Annotated in this window: 21 protein-coding genes and 1 pseudogene; 11 read left to right on the top strand and 11 right to left on the bottom strand. The window is 72.6% G+C overall.

Annotated elements, in window-relative coordinates; genetic code table 11:
- Positions 1-12 precede the first annotated feature (12 nt).
- From ACFYWG_RS28780 to galU, 4 genes are all read right to left on the bottom strand, one after another.
- Positions 13-549 carry a molybdenum cofactor biosynthesis protein B gene (locus tag ACFYWG_RS28780; RefSeq protein WP_389204130.1) on the bottom strand — a complete coding sequence of 179 codons (537 nt, stop codon included), beginning with the start codon at positions 547-549 and terminating at the stop codon, positions 13-15.
- Entirely contained in the window at positions 546-1,055 is a 510-nt protein-coding gene (gene moaC, locus ACFYWG_RS28775) for a cyclic pyranopterin monophosphate synthase MoaC (RefSeq protein WP_376326778.1), read from the bottom strand. Before moaC ends, ACFYWG_RS28780 begins: the two co-directional genes overlap by 4 nt.
- 81 nt (positions 1,056-1,136) lie before the next feature.
- Positions 1,137-2,477 (bottom strand): gephyrin-like molybdotransferase Glp, encoded by a 1,341-nt coding sequence (glp, locus tag ACFYWG_RS28770; RefSeq protein WP_389204129.1) that lies wholly within the window; start codon positions 2,475-2,477, stop codon positions 1,137-1,139.
- Positions 2,478-2,481: 4 nt separating this feature from the next.
- A complete protein-coding gene (galU, locus tag ACFYWG_RS28765) occupies positions 2,482-3,384 on the bottom strand; it encodes a UTP--glucose-1-phosphate uridylyltransferase GalU (protein ID WP_376326781.1) in 903 nt (300 codons plus the stop codon).
- A 156-nt stretch (positions 3,385-3,540) separates the two neighbouring features.
- Between galU and ACFYWG_RS28760 the strand changes: the two genes are divergently transcribed.
- Positions 3,541-4,101: a 5-formyltetrahydrofolate cyclo-ligase gene (locus tag ACFYWG_RS28760; protein ID WP_389204128.1), complete on the top strand. Its 561-nt coding sequence runs from the start codon at positions 3,541-3,543 to the stop codon at positions 4,099-4,101.
- Positions 4,102-4,211: 110 nt separating this feature from the next.
- Here the strand turns inward: ACFYWG_RS28760 and ACFYWG_RS28755 are convergent, their stop codons facing one another.
- Positions 4,212-7,073 carry a penicillin acylase family protein gene (locus ACFYWG_RS28755; RefSeq protein WP_389204127.1) on the bottom strand — a complete coding sequence of 954 codons (2,862 nt, stop codon included), beginning with the start codon at positions 7,071-7,073 and terminating at the stop codon, positions 4,212-4,214.
- A gap of 238 nt (positions 7,074-7,311) precedes the next feature.
- Between ACFYWG_RS28755 and ACFYWG_RS28750 the strand changes: the two genes are divergently transcribed.
- From ACFYWG_RS28750 to mscL, 6 genes are all read left to right on the top strand, one after another.
- Complete coding sequence (locus ACFYWG_RS28750) at positions 7,312-8,841, top strand: potassium/proton antiporter (protein ID WP_383502952.1); 1,530 nt, start codon at positions 7,312-7,314, stop codon at positions 8,839-8,841.
- A gap of 302 nt (positions 8,842-9,143) precedes the next feature.
- A complete protein-coding gene (locus ACFYWG_RS28745) occupies positions 9,144-10,436 on the top strand; it encodes an MFS transporter (protein ID WP_389204126.1) in 1,293 nt (430 codons plus the stop codon).
- A 67-nt stretch (positions 10,437-10,503) separates the two neighbouring features.
- The gene (locus ACFYWG_RS28740; RefSeq protein ID WP_383502946.1) at positions 10,504-10,821 is read left to right on the top strand and encodes an FmdB family zinc ribbon protein; all 318 of its coding nucleotides are present in this window, start codon (positions 10,504-10,506) and stop codon (positions 10,819-10,821) included.
- 89 nt (positions 10,822-10,910) lie between these two features.
- Positions 10,911-11,825, top strand: coding sequence for an S-methyl-5'-thioadenosine phosphorylase (locus ACFYWG_RS28735; RefSeq protein ID WP_389204125.1), 915 nt, complete (start codon positions 10,911-10,913; stop codon positions 11,823-11,825).
- Between the two features lie 475 nt (positions 11,826-12,300).
- Positions 12,301-12,819 carry an RcpC/CpaB family pilus assembly protein gene (locus ACFYWG_RS28730; RefSeq protein WP_389204124.1) on the top strand — a complete coding sequence of 173 codons (519 nt, stop codon included), beginning with the start codon at positions 12,301-12,303 and terminating at the stop codon, positions 12,817-12,819.
- A gap of 147 nt (positions 12,820-12,966) precedes the next feature.
- A complete protein-coding gene (gene mscL / locus ACFYWG_RS28725) occupies positions 12,967-13,425 on the top strand; it encodes a large conductance mechanosensitive channel protein MscL (protein ID WP_383502937.1) in 459 nt (152 codons plus the stop codon).
- A 25-nt stretch (positions 13,426-13,450) separates the two neighbouring features.
- Here the strand turns inward: mscL and ACFYWG_RS28720 are convergent, their stop codons facing one another.
- Entirely contained in the window at positions 13,451-13,642 is a 192-nt protein-coding gene (locus ACFYWG_RS28720; protein WP_383502934.1) for a hypothetical protein, read from the bottom strand.
- A 56-nt stretch (positions 13,643-13,698) separates the two neighbouring features.
- Between ACFYWG_RS28720 and ACFYWG_RS28715 the strand changes: the two genes are divergently transcribed.
- From ACFYWG_RS28715 to ACFYWG_RS28700, 4 genes and pseudogenes are all read left to right on the top strand, one after another.
- Positions 13,699-14,958 carry a low temperature requirement protein A gene (locus ACFYWG_RS28715; RefSeq protein WP_389204123.1) on the top strand — a complete coding sequence of 420 codons (1,260 nt, stop codon included), beginning with the start codon at positions 13,699-13,701 and terminating at the stop codon, positions 14,956-14,958.
- Positions 14,959-15,111: 153 nt separating this feature from the next.
- Positions 15,112-16,140 (top strand): P1 family peptidase, encoded by a 1,029-nt coding sequence (locus ACFYWG_RS28710; RefSeq protein WP_389204122.1) that lies wholly within the window; start codon positions 15,112-15,114, stop codon positions 16,138-16,140.
- A gap of 167 nt (positions 16,141-16,307) precedes the next feature.
- Positions 16,308-17,525 carry an Ig-like domain-containing protein gene (locus ACFYWG_RS28705; RefSeq protein WP_376326801.1) on the top strand — a complete coding sequence of 406 codons (1,218 nt, stop codon included), beginning with the start codon at positions 16,308-16,310 and terminating at the stop codon, positions 17,523-17,525.
- 179 nt (positions 17,526-17,704) lie between these two features.
- Positions 17,705-18,436 (top strand): annotated as a pseudogene (locus ACFYWG_RS28700) (DUF6227 family protein); the annotation flags it as partial.
- A 246-nt stretch (positions 18,437-18,682) separates the two neighbouring features.
- Here ACFYWG_RS28700 and ACFYWG_RS28695 read toward each other — a convergent pair.
- The 5 genes from ACFYWG_RS28695 to ACFYWG_RS28675 all read right to left on the bottom strand — a co-directional run bounded on the left by ACFYWG_RS28695 (position 18,683) and on the right by ACFYWG_RS28675 (position 24,838).
- Positions 18,683-18,841, bottom strand: coding sequence for a hypothetical protein (locus tag ACFYWG_RS28695; protein ID WP_376326804.1), 159 nt, complete (start codon positions 18,839-18,841; stop codon positions 18,683-18,685).
- Between the two features lie 126 nt (positions 18,842-18,967).
- Positions 18,968-21,151, bottom strand: coding sequence for a fructose-specific PTS transporter subunit EIIC (locus tag ACFYWG_RS28690; protein WP_389204121.1), 2,184 nt, complete (start codon positions 21,149-21,151; stop codon positions 18,968-18,970).
- Positions 21,152-21,295: 144 nt separating this feature from the next.
- Complete coding sequence (gene pfkB, locus ACFYWG_RS28685) at positions 21,296-22,243, bottom strand: 1-phosphofructokinase (protein WP_389204120.1); 948 nt, start codon at positions 22,241-22,243, stop codon at positions 21,296-21,298.
- Positions 22,240-23,001: a DeoR/GlpR family DNA-binding transcription regulator gene (locus tag ACFYWG_RS28680; protein ID WP_383502918.1), complete on the bottom strand. Its 762-nt coding sequence runs from the start codon at positions 22,999-23,001 to the stop codon at positions 22,240-22,242. Before ACFYWG_RS28680 ends, pfkB begins: the two co-directional genes overlap by 4 nt.
- A gap of 265 nt (positions 23,002-23,266) precedes the next feature.
- Complete coding sequence (locus ACFYWG_RS28675; protein ID WP_389204119.1) at positions 23,267-24,838, bottom strand: MFS transporter; 1,572 nt, start codon at positions 24,836-24,838, stop codon at positions 23,267-23,269.
- Between the last annotated feature and the right edge of the window lie 30 nt (positions 24,839-24,868).

Below are 24,868 nucleotides of genomic sequence, written 5' to 3'. Positions count from 1 at the left end.
AGGACGGGCGGTTCAGCTCGCACCCCCAGTGCCGGGTCGCGGGTGGTCGCCGCCGCGCAGCTGGTCGGCGGCGTGGACGAGCAGCGGCTCCAGGACGGCGAGGCCGTCCTTCACCCCGCCGCTGGATCCGGGCAGGTTGACGATCAGCGTCCTCCGGGCCACTCCGGCCAGACCGCGGGAGAGGGCCGCGGTCGGCACCTTGTCGCGGCCGAACGCCCGGATGGCCTCGGCGATGCCGGGCACCTCGTGGTCGATCACCCGGCGGGTGGCCTCGGGGGTGCGGTCGGTGGGCGAGATGCCGGTGCCGCCGGTGGTGACGATGACGTCGTAGCCGGCCTCGACCCCGGCGCGCAGGGCCGCTTCGACGGGGTCGCCGTCGGGGACGACCTGGGGGCCGTCGACGGCGAAACCGAAGCGCTTCAGGCCGTCGGCGATCAGCGGGCCGCCCTTGTCCTCGTAGATGCCGGCGGCGGCCCGGTTGGAGGCGGTGACGACCAGGGCGCGGTACGGGGCCGGCGTGGCGCCGCCGGTGGGCGCGTCGTGTGTCATGCCCGGCTCCAGTCGCCCGACTTGCCGCCCGTCTTCTCCTCCACCCGCACGTCCGTGATGACCGCTCCCTTGTCGACCGCCTTGACCATGTCGATCACGGTGAGCGCGGCAACGGAGACCGCGGTGAGGGCCTCCATCTCGACGCCCGTGCGGTCCGTCGTCTTCACGGTGGCCAGGATCTCCACCGCGTCGTCCGCGACCGACAGGTCCAGTTTCACACCGGACACCGACAAGGGGTGGCAGAGCGGGATGAGGTCGGGGGTGCGTTTGGCGCCCATGATCCCGGCGATCCGCGCGGTCGCGAGGGCGTCGCCCTTGGGGACGCCCTCGCCGCGCAGCAGTTCGATCACGCGGGGCGAGACGAGGACGCGTCCGCTGGCGCGGGCGGTGCGCGCGGTGACGTCCTTGTCCGACACGTCGACCATGCGGGCCGCGCCCGCCTCGTCGATGTGCGTCAGCCGGTCCTGTGCGGGGCCGTCCCGCCTGGGTGGATCCTGCGTGCTCATGCTGTGTGGCGCTCCCGGTCCGGGCCCGTCGCGGTGCGGCGCGGGGCCTGCTGTGCGCGACACGGTACCCCCAACCTGGGGCTATCGGCCGAGCAGGACCACCTCGACGTCGGTGCCCGGTTCGACGGACTCGGTGTCCTCGGGGACGACGATGAGGGCGTCCGCGTGGGCGAGGGCGGCGACCAGGTGGGATCCGGCCCCGCCGACGGGGGCGACCCGGCCGCCGGAGCAGGTGGCGCGCAGGAACTGGCGGCGGCCCTTGGGCGAGGTCAGGGCCTTGTCCGCGACGAGCGTCGCCCGGGTCGTGGGGCGGTGCACGTCGTCCAGGCCCATGAGGGTGCGGATGGCCGGGCGGACGAACAGCTCGAAGGAGACGTACGACGACACCGGGTTGCCGGGCAGGGCCAGCAGCGGGGTGTGGTCGGGGCCGATGGAGCCGAAGCCCTGGGGCTTGCCGGGCTGCATGGCGAGCTTGCGGAACTCCACGCCGCTGCCGGGCTCGTCCTCGTCGCCGACGTGGGACAGCGCCTCCTTGACCACGTCGTAGGCGCCGACGCTGACGCCGCCGGTGGTGACCACGAGGTCGGCGCGGACCAGTTGGTCCTCGATGGTGGAGCGCAGGGTCTCGGCGTCGTCGGCGACCGCGCCCACGCGGTAGGCGAGGGCGCCGGCGTCCCGGGCGGCCGCGGTGAGGGCGAAGCTGTTGGAGTCGTAGATCTGACCGGTGCGCAGTTCGGTGTCGGGCTGGACGAGTTCGCTGCCGGTGGAGAGCACCACCACCCGCGGGCGGGGGCGGACGCGGACGGTGCCGCGGCCGATCGCGGCGAGCAGGGCGATCTGCGGCGGGCCGAGGACCGTGCCCGCTTCCAGGGCGCGGTCGCCGGCCTTCACGTCGCTGCCCTTCTCGCGCACGTGCGCGCGGGGGCCGGCCGGGCGGTGGACGTGCACCGTGCCGGTGGCGCCCTCGGGGGCGAGGCTGCGGGCGCGCATGCCGTGCACCGGGCCCTCGCCGAGCCCGCCGTCGGTCCACTCCACGGGCACGACGGTCTCGGCGCCGGGCGGCAGGGGGGCGCCAGTCATGATGCGGGCGGCCTGGCCGGGGCCCACGTGGAGCGGCTCGGCCTGGCCGGCGGCCACGTCCCCGACGACCTCCAGGGCCGCCGGGAACTCCTCGCTCGCGCCCGCCACGTCCGCGACCCGCACCGCGTAGCCGTCCATCGAGCTGTTGTCGAAGGGCGGCAGGGACACCGGCACCGTGACGTCCTCGACGAGGACGCAGCCCTGGGCGTCGAGCAGGTGCAGCTCGATGGGCTCCAGGGGCCGGACGGTGGCGAGGATGTCCTCCAGGTGCTCGTCCACCGACCACAGGTGGCCGGGGCCGGTGTGGTCGTGGCCGGTGACGCGGGGCGCGGCGCTGCTCAACGTGCTACATCTCCTCGGCTACGTAACTGCGAAGCCAGGTCCGGAACTCCGGGCCCAGGTCTTCACGTTCGCACGCCAGGCGGACAATGGCACGCAGGTAGTCACCGCGGTCGCCGGTGTCATAGCGGCGGCCCTTGAAGACGACGCCGTGCACCGGGCCGCCGATCTTCTCGTCCTCGGCGAGCTGCTGGAGGGCGTCGGTCAGCTGGATCTCGCCGCCGCGGCCGGGCTCGGTGCGGTTCAGGACGTCGAAGATGTGCGGGTCGAGGACATACCGGCCGATGATCGCGTAGTTGGAGGGGGCGTCTGCCGGGTCGGGCTTCTCGACCAGGCCGCCGACCTTGACGACGTCGCTGTCCTCGGTGGTCTCCACGGCCGCGCAGCCGTAGAGGTGGATCTGCTCCGGGGCGACCTCCATGAGGGCGACGACGCTGCCGCCGCGCTGCTCCTGGACCTCGACCATGCGCTGCAGCAGGGGGTCGCGGGGGTCGATCAGGTCGTCGCCGAGGAGGACGGCGAAGGGCTCGTCGCCGACGTGCGGAGCGGCGCACAGGACGGCGTGGCCGAGGCCCTTGGGGTCGCCCTGGCGGACGTAGTGCATCGTCGCGAGGTCGCTGGACTGCTGGACCTTGGCGAGGCGGTCCTCGTCCCCCTTCTTCAGCAGCGCCGATTCCAGCTCGTAATTGCGGTCGAAGTGGTCCTCGAGCGGGCGCTTGTTGCGGCCCGTGACCATGAGGACGTCGTCGAGACCCGCTGCGACGGCCTCCTCGACCACGTACTGGATCGCCGGCTTGTCGACGACCGGCAGCATCTCCTTGGGCGTGGCCTTGGTGGCCGGCAGGAACCGGGTGCCGAGGCCTGCCGCGGGGATGACAGCCTTGCTGATCCGAGGGTGGGACTGTGTCATGCCGGACACCCTAGCCGCTGCATTGTGCTGGAATCTGCGGCTCCGATTCATTGGCACTCATATGAACAGATTGCGACGGTACGGGAGCAACCATTGAGCGACTTCGCACGTGCGGGCGAGGCTAGCAAGCGCGCCTTGCGACGTGGATTCCTTGAGATGAGAAGCAGGTTGACAGCCGATGACCTGCGGGAGACGTCGGCCGCGCTGGCCGGGTGGGCGGGGGAGCTGCCCGAGTTGGCCGACGCCAGGACGGTGGCGGCCTACGTATCGGTGGGGAGTGAACCGGGGACGCTTGCGCTCCTCGATGCTCTGCGCGCCCGGGGCGTGCGCGTGCTGCTGCCGGTGCTGCTGCCGGACAACGACCTCGACTGGGGCGCGTACGAGGGCGGGGCCTCGCTGGCGCGGGTCCGGCACGGCGGGCGGATGGCCCTGTACGAGCCGGCGGGCGAGCGCCTCGGGCCGGACGCCGTGACCGCGGCGGACGCCGTGCTGCTGCCGGGGCTCGCCGTCGACGCCCGCGGGATGCGGCTGGGGCGCGGCGGGGGCTCCTACGACCGGGTGCTCGCACGGCTGGAGCGCGCGGGCGCGCATCCGGCGCTGGTGGTGCTGCTGTACGACAGCGAAGTCGTCGCGCACGTCCCGGAGGAGCCGCACGACCGCCCGGTGCACGCGGTGGTGACACCGTCGGGGGTGCGGCGGTTCGGCCGACGCGGCTGACCCGGTCGGCCGCGACGCCGGACGGCGGCCGGGGGCGGAGCCGGCCGCCCTGACGGCGGACGGCCCCCCACGCGTGCGTGGAGGGCCGTCGTGCCGGCGGTGCCGCCGGGTCAGGGCTTGAGCACCAGCTTGTCGCTCGTGCTGCTCTCCACCGCCCGGTCCGAGAAGGACCACGGCAGCAGTTCGCCGTCGGCCCACTTGTCCGTCTGGTCGACGTAGTGGGCGCTGTAGGCGTGCCCGGAGGCGCCGGTGAGGTTGATCCAGCGGGACTTGTCGAGGTCGCCGAGGTTCACGACCATCCGCATGGACGGCACCCACACCACCCCGTAGCCGCCGGCGGCGTTCCAGCCGGTGGCGTTGACCGTGGCCTCGCCGCCGCTCAGCTCCCAGGGGCCGCGGTTGAGGGCGTACCGGACGAAGCCGGGACCGGCCGTGCCGAGGGTCTGGTTCTTCAGGAACAGGCGGTGCAGCCGGCCCCAGCTCCAGGAGTCGATGTCCTTGCCGAGCTTGGCGGTCAGCTCCCAGCGGGCGTCGATCATGGCCCGCTTGAGCAGCTGGTCGCGGTCGGCGGCGCCGTCGCGCGTGCCCGCCCCGGGCGTCTTCCACCAGTCGCTGTCGGGCTGGTCCATCAGCTTGCGGACCACCTCGTACCAGCGGTCGCCGCCGTCGGGCTGGGCCCGGTCGGGGTCGCGCCGGCCGCACTCGCGGACCTCACCGGCCTCGTCGGCGGGGCCGGTGGTGTTGACCGGCTTGACCCACAGGCACTGGCCCTTGGGGCGCAGCTCCTTGGGCAGCTTGTTGCCGAAGGCGAGCTTGAGGACGTTGCGCCAGACGGCGTTGAAGTACGCGGCGGCCGCCGAGTCGGCGTCCTGGGTGTAGTCCCAGCCCTCGAGGAGCTTCTGCGCCTGGCGGACGTCCTTGTTCTCCGGGTCGATCTTCAGCAGCGTCGGCACCAGCAGCCGGGCGACCTCGCTGCTGCTGTCCAGCTGCATCTGCCGCATGTCGTCGGTGGAGACCTTGCCGCCGTCCTTGATCTTCGACTGGATCAGGTCGGTGATCCGCTGGCTGCGCGCGCCGTAGCCCCAGTCCTTGGTGAGGGCGTAGGGGTAGGTGTCCGCGTCGATCACGGCCTGGTTCGCGGTGACGATGTAGCCGCGCTCCGGGTTGTACTCGTAGGGCAGCGCGTCCTGCGGGACGTAGCCGGTCCAGCGGTAGTCGGGGTCCCAGCCGGGTGCGGGGACGGACCCGTCGTGATTCTTCGCGCGCGTGGGGATCTTCCCGGGCAGGGTGTAGCCGATGTTGTCCTCGGTGTCGGCGTAGACCAGGTTCTGCGAGGGGACCTCGAACAGGGCCGCGGCCTTGCGGAAGCCGGTCCAGTCCTTCGCCCTGCCCATGGCGAAGACGGCGTCCATGGTCCGGCCCGGCTGCAGGGCGGTCCAGCGCAGCGCGACGCCGTAGCCGTCGCCCCGGTCGGGTGCGGCGGTGTCGACGGCGGCCTTGCGGCCGACCGTCACGAGTTCCTCGTCGCGGTCGGACAGCAGGGGCCCGTTGTTGGTCTCGCGGACGACGATCTTCTTGGGCGTCCCGCCGGCGACCTTGATGGTCTCCTCGCGCGTGGTGAATGGCTTGATCTTGCCGTCGTACTGGTAGCCGTTCCCGGTGATCTTCTCCAGGTAGAGGTCCGTGACGTCCACGCCGGAGTTGGTCATGCCCCAGGCGATGTCCTGGTTGTGGCCGATGATCACGCCGGGCATGCCGGCGAAGGTGTAGCCGCTGACGTCGTACCGGCAGGTGCTGGAGACGCTGCGGCAGTGCAGGCCCATCTGGTACCAGACGGACGGCAGCGAGGGCGACAGGTGCGGGTCGTTGGCCAGCAGCGGCTTGCCGGTGATGGTGTGGTCCCCGCCGACGACCCAGGAGTTGGAGCCGATGCCGTCGCCGTTCACGCCGACGGCCGGGGGCAGGTCGTCCAGGACCCGGGTGAGGCCGGAGAGCTGGCTCTCCACGCCCGAGGTGCCGGACGGGCCGGACGTCCCGGCGGAGGTGCCCGCCGTGCCGGAGGCACCCGGAGTGCCCGCCGTGCCCGAAGTGCCCCCCGTACCCGAGCCGGTGCCGCCGGTCCCGCCGGTGCCGCCCGCGCCGGAGGTCCCGGCCGTTCCGCCGCCGGACGCGGCGGCCGAGCCGCCCGGGGAGAAGGCGCCGGTCAGCTGGTCGACCTGGCCCTCCTGCACGATGGCCTTGTTCCGGCTGTACGGGTACTGCGGGTACAGGTCGGCGATCTGCTTCGGGCCCAGACGGCTGGTCAGCAGGGCGCGGTCGATCTCGTCCTGCATGTTGCCGCGCAGGTCCCAGGCCATCGCCTTCAGCCAGGAGATGGAGTCGACCGGGGTCCACTTCTGCGGCTTGTAGTCGTTGGTGAAGCCCAGCGCCGCGTACTCCAGGGAGACGTCCTCGCCGTCCTTGCCCTCGAGGTAGGCGTTGACCCCCTCGGCGTAGGCCTGGAGGTACTTCTTCGTGTCGGCCGAGAGCTTGGTCGCGTACTCGCGTTCCGCGACCCGGTCCCAGCCGAGGGTGCGCAGGAACTCGTCGTTGTCGACCTGGCTCTCGCCGAACATCTCCGAGAGCCGGCCGGAGGCCATGTGGCGGCGCACGTCCATCTCGTAGAACCGGTCCTGCGCCTGCACGTAGCCCTGCGCCATGAACAGGTCGGCGTCGGAGGAGGCGTAGATCTGCGGGATGCCGTAGCCGTCCCGTTTGACCTCGACCGGTCCCGACAGGCCCTTGAGCGTGAGGGTGCCCTTGGTCTGCGGGAAGGAGGCCCGGACCGTGCTGATGGTCCAGTACGCGCCGAAGGCGACGCCCCCGAGGAGGGCCAGCACCAGGACGAGCACGAGGAGACGGACCTTGCGCCCCTTTCTCCTGCCGGACTTGCCGGGCTGCTGACCCGTTGAGGCGGTGGTGTCGGTGGGCATCGCTGTCCTTGCTGTCCTAACGCGAGCGGCAGGTTCGGCTGTGCTTTTAACTGAGCGCTGGAGCAACGATAGGCGCAGGGCCTTGCGCCGCTTGACGCGGAGTCGGGAACCGGAACGGACGGGCGTTCGATCTTGCCCTCTCGAGCGTCAAGAAATCGTCAAGAGTTAGGTAAGGTAACGAAGTAGTCGGCGCGATGCGTCACTGCGTCATGTGCGATGTACGAGAGCCCACACGCGCGTGCGTGCGGGCCAGGGAAGGATTCGGCCGCTGACTGTCCACCACCTCAACCAGCTCCTGCTCGTCTGCTCGCTCGTCCTGCTCGTCGCCGTCGCAGCGGTACGGATCTCCTCGCGCAGCGGGCTCCCCAGCCTGCTCGTGTACCTGGGGATCGGTGTCGCCATGGGCCAGGACGGCGTGGGCGACATCCACTTCGACAACGCCGAGCTGACCCAGGTCATCGGGTACGCGGCCCTGGTCGTGATCCTGGCCGAGGGTGGCCTGGGCACGAAGTGGAAGGAGATCGAGCCGGTGATGCCGGCCGCCACGGCGCTGGCGCTGGCCGGTGTCGCGGTGAGCGTCGGGGTGACGGCGTCGGCCGCGCACTACCTGGTCGGGCTGGAGTGGCGGCAGGCGCTCATCATCGGGGCGGTGGTCTCCTCCACCGACGCGGCCGCCGTGTTCTCCGTACTGCGCAAGATTCCCCTGCCCGCGCGCGTGAAGGGCACGCTGGAGGCGGAGTCCGGCTTCAACGACGCCCCCGTGGTCATCCTCGTCGTCTCCCTGTCCACCGCCGGACCGGTCGAGCACTGGTACGTGCTGCTCGCCGTGATCCTGCTGGAGCTGGCGATCGGCGCGGCCATCGGACTGGCGGTGGGCTGGCTGGGCTCCTGGGGGCTCAGGCACGTGGCGCTGCCCGCGTCCGGCCTGTACCCGATCGCCGTCATGGCCATCGCCGTGGTCGCCTACGCGGCGGGTGCGCTGGCCCACGGCAGCGGCTTCCTCGCGGTGTACCTGGCCGCCATGGTGATGGGCAACGCGCGGCTGCCCCACTGGCCCGCCACCCGCGGCTTCGCCGACGGGCTCGGCTGGCTGGCCCAGATCGGCATGTTCGTCATGCTCGGCCTGCTGGTCACCCCGCACGAACTGGGCGACGACATCGTGCCCGCGCTGGTCATCGGGCTCGTCCTGACCATGGTGGCGCGACCGCTCGGGGTGTTCGCCTGCCTGACGCCGTTCCGGGTGCCCTGGCGGGAGTCGGCGCTGATGTCCTGGGCGGGCCTGCGCGGGGCGGTGCCCATCATCCTGGCGACCATCCCGATGGTGAAGGGTGTCGCCGGCAGCGACCGGATCTTCAACATCGTCTTCGTCCTGGTCGTCGTCTACACCCTGGTCCAGGGGCCGACCCTGCCCTGGCTGGGCCGCACGCTGCGCCTCGGCGAGGACGCGGAGGCCGCGGACCTCGGCATCGAGTCGGCACCGCTGGAGCGGCTGCGCGGGCACCTGCTGTCCGTGGCGATCCCGCGGGGATCGAAGATGCACGGCGTGGAGGTGGCCGAGCTGCGGCTGCCGCACGGGGCCGCCGTGACGCTCGTGGTGCGCGGGGGCGAATCCTTCGTGCCGCTGCCGACGACGATCCTGCAGCGCGGCGACGAGCTCCTGGTGATCGCCACGGACCCCGTCCGGGACGCGGCCGAGAGCCGGCTGCGGGCCGTGGGGCACGGCGGCAAGCTGGCCGGCTGGCTGGGCACGGGCGGACCGGCGACCTGAGGGCCCGCGGCCCTCCGCCCGACACGCCGAGGACGAGAGGACGCTTTGTCCGATTCGGTATCGCAGGGCGGGCGGCCGATGGTGCTCACTTTCACAGGCTGCCCTGTTCTTGATCCCTGTAAGATGAAGGCGTACCCAGATCGAACCAACTCTGCCTGACGCAGAGCTGGCGCGACCGTATGGCGGTCGGGACACCCCTCCTCACCGGGCCCCGGCATCTACCGCAGTTCCGCGCAAGAGGACAGCTCTCGGCACGGCCCACGACGGGGCCGGCGCTACCAGGCGGCAGAAAGGCACGGGCCGTGGAGTCCACGGTCACCTCGGAGCAGTCGAAGAACTCGACGGCTTCCGCCCGCCCGGGATACGGCCGGCTGCTGCGCACCCGCGGCGCCTGGACGTTCCTGCTCCCCGGTTTCGCGGCACGCCAGCCGTTCGCGATGCTCACCATCTCCATCGTGCTGCTGGTGCAGCACACCACCGGCTCCTACGGGGCGGCGGGCGCCGTCGCGGCCGCCACCGGGGTCTCCATGGCCCTGTTCGCGCCCTACAGCGGCCGCCTCGCCGACCGCTACGGGCAGCGCGCGGTGCTGGTGCCCGGAGTCCTGCTGCACGCCCTGTCCGGGCTGACGCTGACCGCGCTCGCCCTCATGGACGCGCCCTTGTGGGCGGTCTTCGCGGCCGCCGTGCCGACCGGCGCCTCCGTCCCGCAGGTCGGCCCCATGGTGCGGGCCCGCTGGGGCGTGAAGCTCGGCGACTCCCCCCTGATGACCACCGCTGCCGCCTTCGAGTCGGTCACGGACGAGCTGACCTTCGTCCTGGGACCGCTGCTGGCCACCGCGCTGTGCACCGCTGTCGACCCGGCCGCGGGACTGGTCACGGAGGCCTCCCTGACCCTGGTCGGCGGTCTGCTGTTCGCCGCGCAGAGGAGCACCCAGCCGACGGTCTCCGGCGGCGGCCACGCGCGCGTGGAGCACACCTCCGCCCTGCGCGTGCCCGGCGTGCGCGTGCTGATCGTGACCTTCCTGGGCATCGGCACCGTCTTCGGCGGCATGCAGGTCTCGCTGGCCGCGTTCACCGAGTCGATCGGCGAGCCGGGCCTGAACGGCGTCCTCTACGGCGTCTTCGCCGCGGGCAACATGCTCTCCGGCCTGGTGTGCGGCGCGATCGCCTGGAAGGTGGCACCGCAGCGGCGCCTGGTCGTCGGCTACACCGCGCTCGCGCTCACGGCGTCGGGCCTGTGGGCCGCCCACTCGGTGCTGGTCCTCGCGGGCCTCGGCCTGCTGGTCGGCGTGAGCATCGCGCCCGCCCTGATCACCGGCTACACGCTGGTCGAGACGCTGGTGCCGGCCGGCGCCCGCACGGAGGCCTTCACCTGGCTGACCGGCGCGGTGGCGCTGGGCCAGGCCGCCGCCGTCACGGTCGCCGGGCAGCTGGAGGACCGCCTGTGGGACGGCGCCGGTTTCCTGGTGCCGATGGGCGGCACGGTCCTGGCCCTGCTGACCCTCCTGTCCCTGCGCTCCCGGCTGTCCGTACGCGGCTCCGGACGGACGGTGGCACGTGGCGTGGGTCACCGCGTGCCGGTGGCAGTGGACTGAGCGGCCGGAATACGTCACTATGGACCGTCGTTAGCACTCATCGAGTGAGAGTGCCAGGAGGAAGACAGTGCCCACCTACCAGTACCAGTGCACCGAGTGCGGCGAGGGCCTCGAGGCGGTGCAGAAGTTCACCGACGACGCTCTGACCGAGTGCCCCAACTGCCAGGGCCGCCTGAAGAAGGTGTTCTCGGCGGTCGGCATTGTCTTCAAGGGCTCCGGCTTCTACCGCAACGACAGCCGCGGCTCCTCGTCGAGCAGCTCCCCGGCCGCGTCGAAGTCGTCGAGCTCGTCGTCGTCCTCCTCGGACTCCGGCTCGTCCGGCTCGGGCTCCGGCTCGTCGTCGAGCACGAGCAGCTCGTCCAGCAGCAGCACCACCGCCGCGTAGGGCCCGGCCCTCACCGCACTTCTTACGGGACCCTGTCGCCCCCGGGCGACGGGGTCCTCGGCGTTTCCGCGTGCGGTTAGGGTGCGGGCATGGCGAACAAGGCGAAGGCGACGGGTGCGGTGGGCTCCGCGGGGTCCGCGGGTGCGGTGGGCTCCGCGGGTGCGGCTGAGGGGGCGGGCGCGGACGTCGGGGTCATCGGTGGCTCCGGCTTCTACTCCTTCCTCGACGACGTGACCGAGGTCCAGGTCGACACCCCGTACGGGCCTCCCAGCGACTCCCTCTTCCTCGGCGAGGTCGCCGGGCGCCGGGTCGCCTTCCTGCCCCGGCACGGCCGGGGCCACCATCTGCCGCCGCACCGCATCAACTACCGCGCCAACCTCTGGGCCCTGCGGTCGGTCGGTGTGCGCCAGGTCCTCGCCCCCTGCGCGGTGGGCGGGCTGCGCCCCGAGTACGGCCCGGGCACGCTGCTGGTGCCGGACCAGCTGGTCGACCGCACCAAGGCCCGCGCCAACTCCTACTTCGACGGACTGCCGCTGCCCGACGGGTCGGTGCCGAACGTGGTCCACGTGTCGCTGGCCGACCCGTACTGCCCCGCCGGGCGGACCGTCGCGCTGAAGGCGGCGCGCGGCCGGGACTGGGAGCCGGTGGACGGCGGCACGCTGGTCGTGGTCGAGGGGCCGCGCTTCTCCACCCGCGCCGAGTCGCTGTGGCACCAGGCGCAGGGCTGGTCCGTGGTGGGCATGACCGGCCACCCCGAGGCGGCACTCGCCCGCGAGCTGGAGCTCTGCTACACGTCCCTGACGCTGGTGACCGACCTCGACGCGGGCGCGGAGACCGGGGAGGGCGTCTCGCACGAGGAGGTGCTGCGGGTGTTCTCGGCGAACGTGGACCGGATGCGCGGGGTGCTGTTCGACGCGGTGGCCGGGCTGCCGGGGAACGGTGAGCGGGACTGCCTGTGCGTGGGGGCGCTGGGTGGGATGGATCCGGGGATCGTGCTGCCGTAGTCGGCGGGATCCGGGGTCGTGCTGCCGTAGTCGGCGGCGTTTGCGGCTGGCTGGGGCGCCGCGAGGCGTTGTGTGGGGCCGCGAGGCTTTGCTGTGGCCACGAGGCGCTGCTGGGGCCGCGAGGCTTTGTTGCGAGGTCGGGAGCCACCGGTCGGGACGGGAGGGGGCGGAAGTCACCCTTCCGGTGAGCGGGTTGTCCACAGGTCGATGGTACATCCACAGGCGGGAGCGGGCGGCGCTGCGGAGCCTCATCGTGGGAGCGCAAGCCGGTCCCTCGTCGCAGGTGGTGGTTCCCGTGTCCCTGGCGTCCTCGCCGTCCGCTCACTCGCCGTCCGCTCACTCGCCGTCCGGACGATCGTCGCCGGCCGGCCGTGCGCCACTGTCCGGCGGCGCTGTCCCTCGCCCCTCCGGTCCGCTCCCGAGGTTTCCCACGGTCCCCTCCTGGGCCGCTGCCACGGGGCCGCCGGAGGCGCAGGTGCCCGCGACTAGTGAGGTGCCGCGGTTCGACCCCGTGCGGGTGCGCGGCGGCATGTGCCTCTCGGGCCGGCCCGGGCGGCAGCGGCGGCGGCTCCTCGCGGCGGTGCTCGCGCTCATCGCGATCGCCTTCGCCGTGGCGGGCGCGCGTGACGCCGACGGGGCCCGTGGTCATCCCGGGGCGCGCCCTCCCGCGCACACGGCGCCGGTGTCCGGAAGCCGTGCCGCGCCGGCGCATCCCGCCGCGGGGCGGGTGACGGCGCCCGTCCGGATCGCCGACGCGGCCACCGTGCGGCTGCTGCGGCCAGGTGACCGGGTCGACGTCATCGCCGCCGCGGAGACCGCCGGGGGCGGTGATGCCCGGGTGGTCGCGCGCGGGGTCAGGGTGACGAAGGTTCCCGAGCCCCTGGAGGACACCCCGGACGCGGGGGCCCTGGTCGTGCTCTCGGTGCCGCGGGACACCGCCGCCCGGCTGGCCGGGGCGAGTGCCGCCGGACGGTTGGCGGTGACGTTGTGGTGATGTCCGCGGAGGTCTCGTGCAGGGTCTCGTCGACTCCCGCGTCACGTCCCTCGTCGGAGGGACCCGAGTGCGCCGTTCGGCCCAGCGTTGACGTAGGTTGCGGAGCGTTTTGTTCCACAGGCTGCGTGTGCGAGGAGAGGCCCCGAGGTGAGCGAGAAGAAGGAACCGAGCGTCTGGCAGGGCTTCAAAGCCTTCCTGATGCGCGGGAACGTCGTCGATCTGGCGGTGGCGGTCGTGATCGGTGCCGCGTTCACCAACATCGTCAACGCGGTGGTGAAGGGGATCATCAATCCGGTCGTCGGGGCCATCGGGACCAAGAACCTCGACCACTACAGCTCGTGCCTGAGCTCCTCGTGCGAGGGCGAGCAGGGCATCCAGATCCTGTGGGGCTCGGTTCTCGGTGCCGCGCTCAGCTTCGTGATCACCGCGGCGGTCGTCTACTTCCTGATGGTCCTGCCGATGGCGAAGTTCCTGGCCCGGCAGGAGGCCCGCCGCAAGGCGAAGGAGGGCGCGCAGGAGGTCATGGAGGTGACCGAGCTGGAGGTGCTGAAGGAGATCCGCGACGCGCTGGTCGCCCAACGCGGCTCCGGACACGACCGGCAGTAGCGGGCCGGGCGGCGGTCCGGCTGCTTCACAGGTGGTGGGGCGGCTTCTCGTCCAGGAAGCGGCGGAGGTCGGCGGCGGCGCCGCCGGAGTCGGTGCGGTCGCCCCAGCCGCGGTCGGTGTCGTCGGAGGACTGCTGGTCGAGCGGGTCGTCGAAGACCAGCGCGGGCTTCGGCTCGCGCGGCTCGCGCTCGGGCGCTGACTCGGGGGCGGTACTCATGCGTCCAGGGTACGGTCGCGGAGAAAATCCCCGCGCCTTCTGTTGTGCTGGGGATCATGACCTCCAGCTCCGCTCCCCCACCCGACCCCTCCGGCGGCTCCGCCGGTTCCGGCGGCACAAGCGACTCGGACCGTCGCGGTCCGCTGCGCACGCTCCGGGCGCGCGACCGCGGCGAGGCGCACCGGGCGGCCTCGCCGCTGGAGCTCTTCTTCGACCTGTGCTTCGTGGTGGCCGTCGCCCAGGCGGGTCTCCAGCTGGTGCACTCGGTCGCCGAGGGGCACGCGGGCGAGGGGATCCGCGACTACGCCATGGTGTTCTTCGCGCTGTGGTGGGCGTGGATGAACTTCACCTGGTTCGCCTCCGCCTACGACAACGACGACGTCCTCTACCGGCTCGTCACCCTGGTGCAGGTCGCCGGTGTGCTGGTCCTCGCGGCCGGGGTGTCACGGGCCTTCGAGGAGCACGACTACCTCGTCGTCTGGCTCGGCTACGCCATCATGCGGCTGGCCCTGGTGTGGCAGTGGCTGCGGGTGGCGCGTGCGAGCGAGGGCCCGGAGCGTGCGACGGCCCTGCGGTACGCGGGCGGGGTGCTGGTCTGCCAGGTCGGCTGGCTGGGGCTGCTGTTCCTGCCCGGGGACGCCCGGCCGTGGTGGTTCCTGCTGATGGCCCTGCTGGAGATGTGCGTACCGCCGTTCGCGGAGAGGCACCGCTCCACGACCTGGCATCCGCGTCACATCGCCGAGCGGTACGGGCTGTTCACCATCATCGTGCTGGGCGAGACGATCGCCGCGGCCACGGTCGCCGTGAAGTCCGGCATCGACGAGAACGACGCGCTGGGCGAGCTCCTCCCGATCGCGGCGGGCGGGCTGCTCATCATCTTCGCCGCGTGGTGGCTGTACTTCGTGGTGCCCATCCACGGGCACCTGCGCTCCAGCCGGCAGGCGTTCCTGTGGGGCTACGGCCACTACGTGATCCTGGCCTCGGCGGCCGCGATCGGCGCCGGTCTGGAGGTGGCGGTGGAGCACACGGTGGGCGAGGCACACATCTCCACACTGTCGGCGTCGGCGGCCGTCACGCTGCCGACGGCGCTCTATCTGCTCGCGCTGTGGGCCCTGCACTCGCGGCACTTCAAGCGGGGCATCGGCCAGCAGATGGTGCTGCCGACGACGGCCCTGCTGGTCATCTGCTGCACGTTCCTCGGTGACTGGGCGGTCTTCGCGGCGGGCGTGGTGTGCGCGCTGTCGGTGGTGGCGGGAGAGGTCCTGGCCACGCGCCGGGACACGCGGAGCAGCGGAGCGGCGCCCCGGACGGCCTGACGGCGTCCTCTCGCCCTCGCCCCCCGCCCGGCAGCGGGCAGCAGCCCGCACGGTGCCCCAGCCGGGTGCCGCCTGCCGGCCCACCGGCGTACCGGCACACCCGACGTACCGCGTACCGGTGTACCGGCGGGCGCCTGGACAAGACTGTCGGCCATGACAGTTGACGCTCTGACGGATGTCGCCGGTCTGCGGGTGGGGCACGCGACGCGTGCCGGTGACGGTTGGCTCACGGGGACCACGGTGGTGCTCGCCCCGGAGGGCGGGGCGGTGGCCGCGGTGGACGTGCGCGGCGGTGGCCCCGGTACCAAGGAGACCGACGCGCTGGACCCGCGCAACGTGGTGCGCAAGGTCGAGGCGATCGTGCTCACCGGGGGCAGCGCCTACGGGCTGGACGCCGCGTCGGGGGTGATGGCCTGGCTGGAGGAACGGGGGCGAGGGGTCCGCGTCGGACCGGATCCCGGGCACGTGGTGCCGGTGGTCCCCGCCGCCTGTGTCTTCGATCTGGGCCGGGGCGGTGACTTCCGGGCCCGGCCGGACGCGGCCACGGGCCGGGCCGCCGTCGAGGCCGCGGCGGCGAGCGAGGCCGGTGCTCCCGTGGCGCAGGGGTGCGTGGGTGCCGGCACGGGCGCGGTCACGGGGGTGGTGAAGGGCGGCGTCGGCAGTGCGAGCAGGGTGCTCGGCTCGGGTGTCACGGTGGCGGCGCTGGTGGTGGCCAATGCGGCGGGATCGACGGTGGATCCGGAGACGGGGGTGCTGTACGGGGAGTTGTTCCAGGGGCGTGTGGAGTACCCCGAGGCGCACGTGCACGCGGCGGCGACGGGGCGGCTGGCCGAGACGGCGGCGCGCCACGCGCCTCCCCCGCTCAACACCACGCTGGCGGTGGTGGCCACGGACGCGGACCTGACCAAGGCGCAGGCGCAGAAGCTGGCGGGCACCGCGCACGACGGGATCGCCCGGGCGGTACGGCCGGTGCACCTGCTCAACGACGGGGACACGGTCTTCGCGCTGGCGACGGGCGGGCGCGCCCTGGACGCGGCGGACCCGCTGGCCCTGAACGAGATCCTCGCGGCCGGGGCGGACGTGGTGACCCGGGCGATCGTGCGGGCGGTGCGCGCCGCCGAGCCGGTGGACGGACCGGGCGGGGCGTGGCCCTCGTACGGGGAGTTGTACGGAGGTCGCTGAAGCAGGGCCGCTGGGTGGGGCCGTCGGGACCGGAGAGCCGGACTTTGTCGCGGTTCTGTCACGTGATGGCCTTCACCGCGCACGGGCGGAACCCGGTCGGCGGCCCGGGCCCTCTTCCCTGGCGTACCGGAGCGGATCACGCACATCACACGAACTGGGAGCAGCCCGTGACAACGCCGAACATTTCAGCGCGGCGCACTCTGGGGGCCTGTGCCGCCCTGATGGTCGGCGCCCTCACGCTCACCGCCTGCGGGGGCAGCGCCACCGCCAAGGACGACGAGAAGGACGGCGGGAACGGCGCCAAGACGTCCGTGGCGAAGATCGCCATCTCGGCGAAGGACGGTGCGACCGGCGCGTCCATCAACAAGACCGGCGTGAAGGTCAGCGGCGGCAAGCTGACCGAGGTGAAGATGACGGTCGCGGACAGCGGTGAGGCCGTCGCGGGTGCGGTCTCCGCCGACGGCAAGGTCTGGAAGCCGAAGGAGCAGCTGGAGCGCGGCACGAAGTACCGGATATCGGCGACCGCCAAGGATGCCGACGGCAGGACGGCCGCGGCCAACTCCATCTTCACGACGGTGTCGACCGCGAACAGCTTCATCGGGACGTACACGCCGGACAACGGCACCACGGTGGGTGTGGGCATGCCGGTGTCGTTCACCTTCGACAAGGCGATCACGGACCGCAAGGCCGTCCAGTCGCACATCTCGGTGACCTCCAGCAGCGGGCAGAAGGTCGTCGGGCACTGGTTCAACGGCCAGCGGCTCGACTTCCGGCCCGAGGAGTACTGGCGGGCCGGCTCCAAGGTCACGATGAACATCGACCTGGACGGGGTCGAGGGCGCCGACGGCGTGTACGGGGTGCAGAAGAAGACGGTCACCTTCACCGTCGGGCGTTCGCAGGTATCCACGGTCGACGCGAACACCCAGACCATGACGGTGGTCCGGGACGGCAAGACGCTCAAGTCGGTCCCGATCTCGACCGGCGACGCGCAGCACACCACGTACAACGGGCAGATGGTGATCTCCGAGAAGTTCACCCAGACCCGGATGAACAGCCGGACGGTCGGGCTGGGCGGCGAGTACGACATCCCGGACGTGCCGCACGCGATGCGCCTGACGACCTCGGGGACGTTCCTCCACGGCAACTACTGGTACAACAAGGGCAACCCGCCGTTCGGCCGCCAGGGCACCAGCCACGGCTGCGTGGGTCTCGCCGACGTCCGGGGCGCCGGGGGCGACACGCCCGCCAAGTGGTTCTACGACAACTCCCTCATCGGGGACGTGGTGATCGTGAAGAACTCCCCCGACAAGACGGTGGCACCGGACAACGGGCTCAACGGCTGGAACATGGCGTGGAGCCAGTGGGTGGCGGGCAGCGCCTCCTGACCGGGTGAACGACCGCCCAGACTGGGGTTATTGACGCATCGGCCGGGCCGCGCGGGAACTTTTCGCGCGGCTCGCGCGTTTTCCCGGACGTACGTTTTCTCGGTTCCCGGACATGATGTCCGACCGAGGGGCTACGGTATGCACCCACAAGGTGACATGCAGCAACGCCGGGAGAAACCTTGAGCGTTCCGTACGAGACGGCAGCGTACGAAGGCCATGACTCGCCCGAGTCTCCGGAGGAGCACCTCGCGCGGCTCCTCGGCCGCGCCCTGAACTCCTTCGAGTTGCCCGACGAGACGATAAGGCTGCTCGACTGCGCGCTGGCGCACGACGGCTCGCTGCACTCCGCGCACCACAGCGAGGGCCTGCACCGCGAGACGTACCGCCACACCTGGCTGCTGGCGGACGGTTCCGCGCTCACCCTGTGGGAGCTGGTGCACAACACCACGCCGGGCAGCGAGCCGCAGCACGAGGTGTACGCCGACGAGGAGGAGCTGCGCGCCGCGACCGCGCGGCTGCCGCTGCGGCCGGACACCCCCGACTTCGAACTGCCGGTGGCCATCCAGCTGTCGGCGGTCGCCGCGCCGCGGCACGCGTACGCCGGGGAGGGCTCGGCGGACCACGCGCGCCGTTTACTGCGCCGGGCGGAGAACCCGGACCGGCCGGGTGCGGACGTGGCGGCCCTGCTGGCCACGGCGGCCGGTCACCAGATCACCCAGGCTTTCGGCCGCCCCAGCCGGGCGGGCCGGGCGACGGTGGCCTTCACGCTGTACGAGCACGCGTTCCTGCTGCGCGACGGCGAGGAGGTCTCCCTCTGGGAGGTCGAGCACACGGCGACGCCGGACGGGCGGCACATGTGCGAGGTGTACGCCGGCGAGGAGGCGGCCCGGGAGGCGATGGAGCGCCGCGCGGACGAGTTCGCCTGGCCGGGGCGGTCGCTGACGGACCGTGCGGTGACGAACGACCGTGCGATGACGGACGACCGTGCGGTGACGGACCGTGCGCTGACCGACCACCCCTCCGACTCGGGCCGCTTCTCGTAGGCGGTCCGGCTCCGCAGTTCCTCGGGCGGTCCGGCTTTCCCGGGCAGTCCGTACGGCTTTGCCGGGCGGTCCGGTTCCCCGGGCGGTCCGGGCGTCTCAGGCGATCGGGTTGCTTCAGGCGGGGCGGTTGCCGAGGCGGCGGGCCAGTTCGGCGAAGGCGTCCCGCTCCTCGCGGGTCAGTTCCACGGACTCCGACCGGTGCCCCGTCTGCCGCTGCTGCGGCAGGGCGGGGAGCGGTCGTCCTTCGGGCCATCGGGAGACGTGCTCGGGCATGCGCCCCAGTGAACACCACGGCCCGGAACTCCGGTCCCGGGCCGTGATGTTCGTGATCTATCTCGCAGATGGCATGAACCGTTCAGACAGGCCGAAGGGGGCCGAGCCCGGTCACACTCCCGGCTCTCATGCCGCGACCGGCTCCTTCGCCTGCGCGGCCGGGACGGCTGCGTCCTCGCCCTGGGCCGTCGTACCGCCCGGGGCGGGCTTGCGCAGGCCCTTCAGGACGATCACCAGGGCGGTCGTGACGCAGACGCCCGCGGCGATGGCGACCAGGTAGAGCAGCGGGTTGCCGATCAGCGGGACGACGAAGATGCCGCCGTGCGGGGCGCGCAGCGTGGCGCCGAAGGCCATCGACAGGGCGCCGGTGATCGCGCCGCCCGCCATCGAGGCGGGGATGACGCGCAGCGGGTCGGCCGCGGCGAACGGGATCGCGCCCTCGGAGATGAAGGAGGCACCCAGCACCCAGGCGGCCTTGCCGTTCTCACGCTCGGTCCGGGTGAAGAGTTTGCCGCGCACGGTCGTCGCCAGGGCCATCGCCAGCGGCGGGACCATGCCGGCCGCCATCACCGCGGCCATGATCTTCATGGCCGAGTCGCTGGGCGTGGCGACGGCGATGCCGGCGGTGGCGAAGGTGTAGGCGACCTTGTTCACCGGGCCGCCGAGGTCGAAGCACATCATGAGGCCGAGGAGGGCGCCGAGCAGGATGGCGTTGGAGCCGGACAGCCCGCCCAGCCAGTCGGTCATGGCCTTCTGCGCCTGGGCGATGGGCTTGCCGATCACGACGAACATCAGGAACCCGACGATCGCCGAGGAGATCAGCGGGATCACCACCACGGGCATGATGCCCCGCAGGGCGGCGGGGATCCGCACCCTCTGAATCGCCAACACCACACCGCCGCTGATCAGACCGGCCGCGAGACCGCCGAGGAACCCGGCGTTGATGGTGAGGGCGATCGAGCCGCCGACGAACCCGGGCACGAGGCCGGGCCGGTCGGCCATGCCGTAGGCGATGTAGCCGGCCAGGACCGGGACGAGGAAGCCGAACGCGACAGCGCCGATCTGGAAGAGCAGGGCCGCCCAGCTGTCGGCCTGCGTCCAGACGAAGTGGTCCATCACCGACGGGGCCTTGTTGATCTCGTAGCCGCCGATCGCGAAGCCGAGGGCGATGAGCAGACCGCCCGCCGCGACGAACGGGACCATGTAACTGACGCCCGACATCAGCCACTTGCGCAGCTTGGTGCCGTAGCCCTCGTGGGAGTCGCCCGCGCGCTCGACCGGGGTGGCCGGGGCGGAGCCGGAGGTGACCTCGCCGCGGGCGGCCTTCGCGCGGACCTCGGCGATGAGTTCGGCGGGGCGGTTGATGCCCGCCTTCACCCCGACGTCCACGGTCGGTTTGCCGGCGAAGCGTTCCTTCTCCCGTACGGGCACGTCGTGGGCGAAGATCACGGCGTCGGCCGCGGCGATGACCGCGGGGTCGAGGCGGGTGAAGCCGGCCGAGCCCTGCGGCTCGACGGTCAGGTCGACGCCCGCCTCCCGGCCGGCGTTCTCCAGGGCCTCGGCCGCCATGTAGGTGTGGGCGATGCCGGTGGGGCAGGAGGTGACGGCGACGATCCGGAACGCGGGCTCGCGAGCCTGACCGGGCGACCCGGTGGGCTCGGACGCGGCGCCCTCGCCGCCCCCGGTCCCCGCTTCCCCGTCGGCACCGGCAGCCCTGCTGGCACCGGCACCAGCACCATCGCCATCGTCGTCGTCAGCACCGGCACCGCCCTCGGCACCGGTGTCGGAGCTGACCGTGGCGGCGGTGGGAGAGGCCGCTCCCGCCGCCGCCACGGGGTCGGTGGAAGCCGCCTCGGCGGACGGCTCCGGCTCGTCGCCGCGGATGAGCGCCGCCGCCGCGGCCGCGTCGCCCACGGCGCGCAGCGCGTCGGTGAACGCGCTGTTCATCAGCTGCCGGGCCAGCGACGACAGGATCGTCAGGTGGGCGTCGTCGGCACCGGCGGGCGCGGCGATCAGGAAGATCAGGTCGGCGGGGCCGTCCGCGGCACCGAAGTCGATGCCCCGGGCGCTGCGTCCGAAGGCGAGGGTCGGCTCGGTGACGTGCGCGCTGCGGCAGTGCGGAATGCCGATGCCGCCGTCGAGGCCGGTCGGCATCTGGGCCTCGCGGGCGGCCACGTCGGCGAGGAAGCCGTCCAGGTCGGTCACCCGGCCCAGGGCCACCATGCGCTCGGCGAGGGCGCGGGCCGCCGCCTCCTTGGTGTCGGCGGACAGGTCGAGGTCGACCAGCTCCGCCGTGATCATGTCGCTCATCGCGGGCTCCTTAGCACGCGTATCGCCCGGTGGGTGGGGTGGGCGGGGAGGGGACGGGGGTGCGGTGGGGGGTGCGGGGGACGGGTGCGGCGAGTGACGGGGAGGCCCGCCGCTCCCGGGTCCGTACGGGCTGCCGGGCCGACGTCATGACACCGGCTCCTGGAGCGCGCGGTCGAAGGGGACGTCCGAGGTGACCGTCACCGCCGCCGGGTCCAGGTCGCCGGGCGTCGGCATGACGCTGCCGGGCAGCCGGACGGCGGCGGCGCCGTGCGCGACGGCGGAGGCGAGGGCCTCGGAGCCGCTGCCGCCGGCGATGAGGAACCCGGCGAGGGAGGAGTCGCCGGCGCCGACGTTGCTGCGGACCGCCTCGACGCGGGCGCTGCCGAACCACGTGCCCTGCTCCGACACGAGCAGCTGCCCGTCCGCCCCGAGACTGGCCAGGACGGCCCGGGCGCCCCGCTCGCGCAGTTCCTCGGCGGCCTTCACGGCGTTCCCGACGGTGGCCAGGGGGCGGCCCACCGCCCCGGACAGTTCCTCGGCGTTGGGCTTGACCACGTCGGGCCGCTCGCGCAGGGCCGCGAGGAGGGCCGGTCCGGAGGTGTCCAGGGCGATCCGGGCCCCGGCGGCGTGGCTGCGGGCGACCAGGTCGGCGTACCAGGAGGGGGCGAGGCCGCGCGGGAGGCTGCCGCAGCAGGCGATCCAGGCGGCCTCGCGGGACTGCCGGCGTACGGTCTCCAGGAGCAACTCGCGCTCGGCGCCGGACAGTTCCGGGCCGGGGGCGTTGATCTTCGTCAGGACGCCGTCGGACTCCGCGAGGGCGATGTTGGAGCGGGTGGCTCCGGCGACCGGGACGGGGGCGACCTCGATGCCCTGCTGGTCGAGCAGCTCGGCGACGAGCGCTCCCGGGGCGCCGCCCAGGGGCAGGACCGCCACCGTGCGCCGCCCGGCGGCGGCGACCGCGCGCGAGACGTTCACGCCCTTGCCGCCGGGGTCCATCCGCTCGGCCGTGGCGCGGATGACCTCGCCGCGGTCGAGGGACGGCACCTCGTAGGTGCGGTCCAGGGACGGGTTGGGGGTGACGGTGAGGATCATGCGCGCACTACTTCCGTGCCGCCGCGCTCGATCGCGACGGCGTCTTCGGGGCTCAGCCCGCTGTCGGTGATCAGCAGGTCGACGTCGCCCAGGTCGCCGAAGCGGGCGAAGTGCTCCTGGCCGTGCTTGGAGGAGTCGGCGAGCAGCACCACCCGGCGGGCGGCGGCCACGGCCGCCCGCTTCACCGCGGCCTCGGCGAGGTCGGGGGTGGTCAGGCCGTGTTCGGCGGAGAAGCCGTTGGCGGCCACGAACAGCACGTCGGCGCGGATCTCCGCGTACGCCCGCAGCGCCCAGGCGTCGACGGCGGCGCGGGTGCGGTGCCGTACGCGGCCGCCGACGAGGTGCAGCTGGATGCCGGGGTGGTCGGCGAGGCGGGCGGCGATGGGCAGACTGTGGGTGACGACGGTGAGGGAGGCCTCCAGCGGCAGGGCGGCGGCCATGCGGGCCACGGTCGTGCCGGCGTCGAGGATCACCGTGCCCTCGGCGGGCAGTTCCGCGAGGGCCGCCTTGGCGATGCGGTCCTTCTCGTCGGCGGCCGTGGTCTCCCGCTCGGCGAGGTCCGGTTCGAAGTCCAGCCGTCCGGCCGGGATGGCCCCGCCGTGCACGCGGCGGACCAGCCCGGCGCGGTCGAGGGCCTTGAGGTCACGCCGGATGGTCTCCGCCGTCACCTGGAACTCCTCGGCCAGCGACACGACGTCCACCCGGCCGCCGTCGCGTGCGAGCCGGAGGATCTCCTGCTGCCGCTCCGGTGCGTACATGTCCGTTCGCCTCCGCCTCATGCCCGAACGTGTGGTTTCACTGGGAGGCTACGCCTGGATGTCCGCCAAGTAAACAGGTCCGGATGCGGTTCGGACGCAATCGGGCATGAGCGGGCGTCGACCGGCACGGGGGCGCGGGAGCTTGGCCTGCACGGGCGGCGCGGGGACTGGTCGGCAGGGGCGGCGCGGTAAGGAGACGCGGACGGACCCGGCACCGAGGGTGCCGGGTCCGTTCGTCCTGCCTGCCCGGAGCAGTGGCGGCCGCTCAGACCAGCGTGGCCTTCTCGCCCTCCCGGTCCGCCGTCCCGGTGTCCGCCGTCCCGGTGTCCGTCTTCATCCCTTGGTCGTCCCCGGGAACCGGCGAGCCCTCGACGTGCTGGACGGGCCGCTTCGGCAGGGCGAACATCAGCAGGAAGATGGCACCCAGCACCCCGGCGACCCAGCCCAGTGAGTGCTGGAAGGCGTCGACGAAGGCCGGCCCCACCTGCTCGGGACGCAACTGGTCGGCGATGGTGCCGAAGAAGACCACCGAGACCAGTCCCAGGCCGAGCGCGTTGCCCATCTGCTGCACGGTGCTGATCAGCCCCGACGCCGAACCGGCGTGCTCGCGCGGGACCTCGGAGAGGGTCGCGTCGGTCAGCGGCGCGACGATCAGGCCCATGCCGGCGCCCATGACGACCAGCGGGAGGGCCATCTGCCAGGGCGTGAGAGCGAGCCCGTAGTGCCCGGACTCCCACATGTAGAGGAGCACTCCGGCGGCCATCACCAGGGCGCCCGCCTGCAGCACCTTGCGTCCGAACACCGGCACCAGCTTCTGCACCGAGACACCCGCGGCGACCGACACCGCGATCGAGAACGGCACTCCGGTCAGCCCCGCCTTCAGCGCGCTCCAGCCCAGTCCGAACTGCATGTAGAGGGTCCAGACGAGGAAGAACACGCCGAGCGCGACTCCGAAGACGGTCTGCACGGCGATGCCGGCGGCGAAGCTCTTGACCTTGAACAGCGACAGCTCCACCAGCGGCGAGCCGTCCCGCGCGGTCTTCCGCCTCTCGTACGCCACCAGCGCGGCCAGGACGACGACCGAGCCGGCCATCGAGACGTACCCCCACAGCGGCCAGCCCAGCTCGCGGCCCCGGATGAGCGGGTAGAGCAGCATGAGCAGGCCCAGCGTCACCAGCGCGACGCCCCCCAGGTCCAGCTTCAGAGCGCGCGGCGCCTTGGACTCGGTGATGAAACGGCGGCCGAGGATCAGGGCGGCGACGCCCACGGGCAGGTTGATCAGGAAGATGGAGCGCCAGCCCCAGCCGAACAGGTCCCACTCGGTCAGCAGCGCGCCGAGCAGCGGCCCGGACACGGCACCGAGCCCGACGACCGCGCCGAACAGGCCGAACACCTTGCCGCGTTCGTGCGCCGGGAAGGTCGCGTGCACGATCGACAGCACCTGCGGCACCATCAGCGCCGCCATGGCGCCCTGCAGGAAGCGGGAGGCCACCAGCATCTCCGGGTTCACCGCGAGACCGCACAGCGCGGAGGCGAGGGTGAAGCCGCCGATGCCGATCAGGAAGATCCGCTTGCGCCCGTGGATGTCTCCGAGCCGCCCGCCGGTGATCAGCCCGGCGGCGAAGGCGAGGGCGTACCCGGCGGTGATCCACTGGATCTGGCTGAAGGACGCGCCCTCCTCCCGCTGGATGGACGGGATGGCGATGTTGACGATCGTGACGTCGACGAGGTCCATGAAGGCCGCGGTCATCACGATGGCGAGCGCGAACCAGCGGCGGCGGTCGGCCGCGTCCGCCTGGCCGGGCGTACTGCCGAGGGTGGTGTCGGTGGAGGTCATGCGTCGAAGGTAGAGGGCCACTAGGTCAGG

The sequence above is a fragment of the Streptomyces sp. NPDC003456 genome (genome assembly GCF_042878735.1).
Lineage (GTDB): Bacteria > Actinomycetota > Actinomycetes > Streptomycetales > Streptomycetaceae > Streptomyces.
The sequence above is the reverse complement of the archived record's forward strand: the minus strand, read 5'-3'. Positions and strand labels throughout refer to the sequence as shown.

Bases quoted from the DNA above. Each gene is read 5' to 3' on its own strand.
- ACFYWG_RS28680 (WP_383502918.1), bottom strand. From the start codon at position 23,001: ATGTACGCACCGGAGCGGCAGCAGGAGATCCTCCGGCTCGCACGCGAC.
- ACFYWG_RS28675 (WP_389204119.1), bottom strand. From the start codon at position 24,838: ATGACCTCCACCGACACCACCCTCGGCAGTACGCCCGGCCAGGCGGAC.
- ACFYWG_RS28755 (WP_389204127.1), bottom strand. From the start codon at position 7,073: ATGCCCACCGACACCACCGCCTCAACGGGTCAGCAGCCCGGCAAGTCC.
- ACFYWG_RS28760 (WP_389204128.1), top strand. From the start codon at position 3,541: ATGAGAAGCAGGTTGACAGCCGATGACCTGCGGGAGACGTCGGCCGCG.
- ACFYWG_RS28715 (WP_389204123.1), top strand. From the start codon at position 13,699: ATGACCTCCAGCTCCGCTCCCCCACCCGACCCCTCCGGCGGCTCCGCC.
- ACFYWG_RS28720 (WP_383502934.1), bottom strand. From the start codon at position 13,642: ATGAGTACCGCCCCCGAGTCAGCGCCCGAGCGCGAGCCGCGCGAGCCG.
- ACFYWG_RS28735 (WP_389204125.1), top strand. From the start codon at position 10,911: ATGGCGAACAAGGCGAAGGCGACGGGTGCGGTGGGCTCCGCGGGGTCC.
- galU (WP_376326781.1), bottom strand. From the start codon at position 3,384: ATGACACAGTCCCACCCTCGGATCAGCAAGGCTGTCATCCCCGCGGCA.
- ACFYWG_RS28710 (WP_389204122.1), top strand. From the start codon at position 15,112: ATGACAGTTGACGCTCTGACGGATGTCGCCGGTCTGCGGGTGGGGCAC.
- ACFYWG_RS28780 (WP_389204130.1), bottom strand. From the start codon at position 549: ATGACACACGACGCGCCCACCGGCGGCGCCACGCCGGCCCCGTACCGC.
- ACFYWG_RS28690 (WP_389204121.1), bottom strand. From the start codon at position 21,151: ATGAGCGACATGATCACGGCGGAGCTGGTCGACCTCGACCTGTCCGCC.
- pfkB (WP_389204120.1), bottom strand. From the start codon at position 22,243: ATGATCCTCACCGTCACCCCCAACCCGTCCCTGGACCGCACCTACGAG.
- moaC (WP_376326778.1), bottom strand. From the start codon at position 1,055: ATGAGCACGCAGGATCCACCCAGGCGGGACGGCCCCGCACAGGACCGG.
- ACFYWG_RS28695 (WP_376326804.1), bottom strand. From the start codon at position 18,841: ATGCCCGAGCACGTCTCCCGATGGCCCGAAGGACGACCGCTCCCCGCC.